Source organism: Colwellia sp. BRX8-4 (genome assembly GCF_014077345.1).
GTDB lineage: Bacteria > Pseudomonadota > Gammaproteobacteria > Enterobacterales > Alteromonadaceae > Colwellia_A.
This window is the reverse complement of sequence record NZ_JACGVS010000105.1, coordinates 1-204: the sequence shown is the minus strand read 5'-3', so window position 1 is coordinate 204 and position 204 is coordinate 1. Positions and strand designations below refer to the sequence as shown.

The window sequence follows — 204 nt, the reverse complement described above, 5'->3', positions numbered from 1 at the left end:
GGAGCTATGCAGGATCGAACTGCAGACCTCCTGCGTGCAAGGCAGGCGCTCTCCCAGCTGAGCTATAGCCCCATCGGGATTCTTCTAATTTGTTATCATGTAATTTGTGTAGACACTCGTGAAACCGAAGTTTCCATTAAACTGTTTTTACTTCAAGATAAGGAGGTGATCCAACCCCAGGTTCCCCTAGGGTTACCTTGTTAC

Annotated in this window: 1 tRNA gene; it reads right to left on the bottom strand. The window is 47.5% G+C overall.

Features of this window, described 5'->3' with window-relative positions:
* Positions 1-72 (bottom strand) — tRNA-Ala (locus tag H4J56_RS19500).
* Positions 73-204: the final 132 nt, after the last annotated feature.